The organism is Longimonas sp. (assembly GCF_046498435.1).
In the GTDB taxonomy this organism is placed as follows: Bacteria; Bacteroidota; Rhodothermia; order Rhodothermales; family Salinibacteraceae; genus Longimonas.
Genome location: NZ_JAWOAR010000063.1, coordinates 1 through 4,602, shown reverse-complemented (window position 1 = coordinate 4,602; position 4,602 = coordinate 1). Strand labels below are relative to the sequence as shown.

4 protein-coding genes are annotated in these 4,602 nt (G+C 58.3%); 1 reads left to right on the top strand and 3 read right to left on the bottom strand.

The features are described from left to right. Nucleotides 1-316, top strand: a 316-nt coding sequence (locus R6U20_RS02650) for a hypothetical protein (RefSeq protein ID WP_410336323.1), incomplete at its 5' end; no start/stop codon positions are given. Nucleotides 317-576: 260 nt separating this feature from the next. Here R6U20_RS02650 and R6U20_RS02645 read toward each other — a convergent pair. The 3 genes from R6U20_RS02645 to R6U20_RS02635 form a co-directional block, all read right to left on the bottom strand. Further along, nucleotides 577-2,529: a propionyl-CoA synthetase gene (locus R6U20_RS02645; RefSeq protein WP_410336322.1), complete on the bottom strand. Its 1,953-nt coding sequence runs from the start codon at nt 2,527-2,529 to the stop codon at nt 577-579. A gap of 263 nt (nt 2,530-2,792) precedes the next feature. Continuing rightward, nucleotides 2,793-3,074: a hypothetical protein gene (locus R6U20_RS02640; RefSeq protein ID WP_410336321.1), complete on the bottom strand. Its 282-nt coding sequence runs from the start codon at nt 3,072-3,074 to the stop codon at nt 2,793-2,795. Between the two features lie 111 nt (nt 3,075-3,185). Next, the gene (locus tag R6U20_RS02635) at nt 3,186-3,458 is read right to left on the bottom strand and encodes a hypothetical protein (RefSeq protein WP_410336320.1); all 273 of its coding nucleotides are present in this window, start codon (nt 3,456-3,458) and stop codon (nt 3,186-3,188) included. Nucleotides 3,459-4,602: the final 1,144 nt, after the last annotated feature.

Below are 4,602 nucleotides of genomic sequence, written 5' to 3'. Positions count from 1 at the left end.
GATATATAGCGGTATTCAGTGTCCCCAGGGTCTCTCTTATAAGCCCGCTTCTGTCGTAAAAGGGAACGATCTTTACCTTGGATACAGTGCCGTCTTCCAGTGTTTTTTCAGGAAGTCCGGGGGCCGCATTACACTGGCGATGTCGGCAGCGGCTTTTATCCTGGCGGTGCTTCTGGCTTCCGTCACCCCCTCCAACCCCTTGGAGCGCGCGCATGCCGCCCGGAGCGCCACCCTCCTGCAATGGAACGCCCCCGTAGAGGCCACTCCGCCCGAATTCGCTCCGCCGCCTCCACCGCTGGCCTCCTCAGCAGAGTAGATTTCCTTTTTTCTGTTCGGGTGTGCCGTGGTCGTGCGAATCGTCCAGACCAGGTAGACGGCATAGAGCGTGCTGGGATGCGAATGGCTGGAGGATGGGGAGTTGTGCGCCTTCTAAACCCATAGCACAATCCGTGCTCAGAAGCGGCAGGACCGAGAAGAGGTCGAGCACTGTTCGCCTGAGGCGGTAGGTGGGCGCTGGGGTTCGGGTAACTTTCCGCAGCGGCGTCAACTACCGTACGCGCAGAAAGAGGCGACGTTTTACTTGGTAGCATCGCGTTGGCCCGCGGCATCGCCTTGACTTGCAGCGCCGCTTCGTCCGCCGGCCAGCCCGATCTCCTCGAGCGCCTCAGCCATCTCGCCAAGCGTGCTGGGGTCGTCGATTGTTGCCGGAACGCTATACTGCTGATTGTTCGCGATCTTCCGAATGGTGCCTCGCAGCGTCTTGCCCGACCGCGTCTTGGGCAGCCGTTTTACAACAGTTGCCTTCTTGAACGAGGCAATGGGGCCAATGCGATTGCGCACCATCTGTATCACCTCGTCGATAACTTCCTGCGGATCCCGGTCGACGCCCGAATTGAGCACCAGGAAGCCGATCGGCACCTCGCCCTTGAGTTTATCCACAACGCCCAGCACTGCACATTCGGCTACATCAGGATGGTCGGCCAGCACCTCTTCCATCGCGCCGGTCGACAGCCGGTGCCCGGCCACGTTGATGATGTCGTCTGTGCGCGCCATGACGTAGATGTAGTCGTCCGTATCGATGTAGCCGGCATCGGCTGTTTTGTAATAGCCCGGAAACTCCTGCAGGTAGGCTTCTTTGTAGCGCGCATCGTCGTTGTAGAGCGTCGTGAGCGTGCCGGGGGGAAGCGGGAGCTTCGCCACCAGCGCGCCGATTTCGCCTGGCCCGAGTGGGGTGCCATCTGGGCCCACGACCTGCACATCCCACCCTGGCGCCGCCTTGGTGGTCGATCCATACTTGACCGGAAAGCGGTGCAGGCCCATGCAATTGGCCGCAATCGCCCAGCCAGTTTCGGTCTGCCACCAGTGATCGATGACAGGGACGCCCAGGTTCTCCTCCGACCACTGAATGGTATCTGAGTCCGAGCGCTCCCCAGCCAGAAAGAGAATCTCAAACCCCGACATATCGTAGTCCTTGACCAACTCGGCCTCCGGGTCCTCCCGCTTGATGGCGCGATAGGCGGTTGGGGCCGTGAACATGCACTTCACGTTGTGCTCAGAGATTACGCGCCAGAAAGTCCCGGCATCGGGCGTGCCCACCGGCTTTCCTTCAAACAGAACGGTTGTGCATCCCTTAAAGAGCGGCGCGTACACGATGTACGAGTGGCCCACCACCCAGCCAACATCAGAGGCTGCCCACCAGACGTCGCCTGCGTTGATGTCGTAGATGGCTTTCATGGTCCACTTGAGCGCGACCGCGTGCCCGCCATTGTCGCGCACCACGCCTTTGGGCGTCCCGGTTGTGCCCGACGTGTAGAGGATGTAGAGCGGATCGGTGGCGGCGACCGGCACGCAGTCTACCGGTTCAGCTTTATCCATGAGGGCCCGCCACTCCATGTCGCGGCCTTCAACGAGCGAGGCCGTCTTCTGCGGACGCTGGAAAACGATGCACGTCTGCGGATTGGCCTCAGACAGCTCAAGGGCTTTATCCAGAAGCGGCTTATATTCAACAATGCGATCGCCCTCAATGCCGCAAGAAGCGGAGACAATAGCGGTTGGATCCGCGTCGTCGATGCGCGTGGCGAGTTCCTTGGCTGCAAATCCCCCAAACACCACCGAGTGCACCGCACCGATGCGGGCACAGGCCAGCATGGCGATGGCGGCCTCGGGGATCATCGGCATGTAGATGATGACCCGGTCGCCCTTGGTGACGCCCTGCCCGGCAAGCACCCCGGCAAATCGGGCGACCACATCGCGGAGTTCGGTATAAGTATAGGTCTTGATGGTACCTGTGACAGGGCTGTCGTAGATCAGCGCATCCGCGTCGCCACGCCCTTCCTCTACATGAACGTCCAGCGCATTATAGCACGTGTTAAGTTCGCCACCAACAAACCAGCGATAAAATGGCGCATCGGAGGCGTCGAGCACCTGGTCCCATTTTGTGTGCCAGTGCACATCCTCTGCCACTTGGCTCCAGAATCCTTCAGGGTCCTTAATCGATTGCTGGTAGACCTCCTCGTACGTATTGGCCATATCCTGCCTCTTGTTTTGGTTGAAATGACTGGAACCTGACGCACCTCGCGCTGGAACCGCTTTCACATTGACCACTGCTCCAGGTGGGTCGTCTCTGCGTTGGCGGACCCGCTCCCACATTGCTTTGGGGGACACATTGGGTGTGAACATTGCGTATAAGATACTACAAAATTGGGTTCTTACTGTCAAATCAGAGAACCCAGAGACGGCGCTTAAATGCTGCTGTAGCCGAAGATGCCATCACATGCATCAAAAGGCGCCCATCAAGACCCAACCACGGCTCGCACTCGTTCCACGTCTTCACTCGTCCAGGCGATGCATCGCAAAGCCGGATCGGTGGGGCGCTCGTGCGACTCGTAGCTACTTTCGCTTGTGCCGGTGTCGACCAAGGGAGGGACCTGGCTGGCGGCGCGTACTACTGCTTCCGGCGTCGCATTTAGGGCATCTGCCCAGGCTTGTACGTAGGCACTGGCAATGCCACCATACTCGGTGATGTCGCCGTGGGCGACGTGGGCATTGTGGGCCGTTGCTCGTTTGCCTTGCATCGGGGACGTAGGATCTAATTGAAGGAAAAACACGCGTCAGGGAAGTCCGGGATTGAGGCCCGGTGGGTTCTCGTAGTCGAACAGTTCAGTCGAACAGTTCAGTCGAACAGTTCAGTCGAACAGGGCTTGCACCCGTTCCACATCGGCTCGGCGCCAGGCAATGCACCGCAGCGTCGGGTCCGTCGGGCGATCGTGAGACTCCCGAGATTTGCCGGTCCCCGTGTCCATCAGCGGCGGCACCGCACGGGCGGCCTCGACAATCGCGTCTGCGCTGGTGCCGAGCGCTTTTGCCCAGGCCGTAACGCGTCCGGCGGCGATGCCGCCCCACTGGGTGAGGTCCCCGGTGGCGGCGTCGGGATGGGGGGTGCTTTTGCCGTGCTGCATGTGCGCAAAACCATTACCAGAAGAGAGAACGCGATTATAAAAAGCGCTTTTCTAACCTTTACGTACAGCGATACACAGCAACAGCCGGACTGCGCACCGGTGGAGCGGTCTGTCCCTACGTTGCTGCAATGTGTACTTTTGCAATCTGCACTTTGCTGGACCTACACGTTTACAAACAACTCGGTCTGATGATCTCTGCGTGCGCCTCTGCGGGGGGATACCAGGTTGAATGACGCCGCGTTGGATGATCGTTGACTGTTAGGTCGCACGTGATCCTCCCCATCCGTCATCCCGGACAAGGGCTCCATCAAAAAAAACCGGTTGTAGGCCCATCTGCGTTAGGTTCGGAGCGAACAGTCGGTTCGGCCTTGTGTGGAGTTGACTTCTCTCTCGGATAAATCCGGGTATCTGTTTAGTCGGCTTCAATGATCGCTCGGGATATCCTTCCGACAGCTGTCAGAATACTGATCCCGGGCGAAAGAAGCCCATAACCAGGTAACTTGTGCCAACCACTGTCGGTACCGCTTGCGTCCCCGGCGATCTTGTGCCGAACGCTATTGGTTTCTCTTGCGTCTTATGCGGTGAGTCGCTAAACACGTACAAATCCGCGAGTTTTAAGGCCCTTCTCGTGCTCACTCCAGTACTATACTCTCACTATACCCCCAGTACTATAAATGGATGAGCGGGTGGACGGATGGAAAGTGCTTGGCGTTGTTCTCCTGACGACGCTGGGTATCGCGTAGTATAGATTATGACAGAACAGGCCTACTACACTAGTGCTGTGTCACACGTCAATGGTTGGGTAGCTCAAGCGAATGATTGTCATGGAAGTCCACAAAAGATCCTGGATCAGCTCCCGACGGCGGTCGGGATGGTCCGGGATGACTATAACGTGGGAGTCCATGCGTTACCCTATGAATCACCTGTGACAGAGCACTAGTGCTCTGTCAACTCTCATTTTGATGGTTGCACTGCAATCAGCCCCCACGAAGTCTGTCATGGTGAGCGCAGTCGAACCATCTCCTTGTCATTCAGAAGATACGGCGGGACAGGGGATCCTGCCAACCTTGGTGGAGATCTTTATTCACTGCGTTCATCAGTCGCTTCGCTCGTGTCAGGACTCCGCACCTGCTAGGCGCAGTTG

Coding starts and splice junctions, on each gene's coding strand:
- R6U20_RS02645 (WP_410336322.1), bottom strand. CDS start 2,529: ATGGCCAATACGTACGAGGAGGTCTACCAGCAATCGATTAAGGACCCT.
- R6U20_RS02640 (WP_410336321.1), bottom strand. CDS start 3,074: ATGCAAGGCAAACGAGCAACGGCCCACAATGCCCACGTCGCCCACGGC.
- R6U20_RS02635 (WP_410336320.1), bottom strand. CDS start 3,458: ATGCAGCACGGCAAAAGCACCCCCCATCCCGACGCCGCCACCGGGGAC.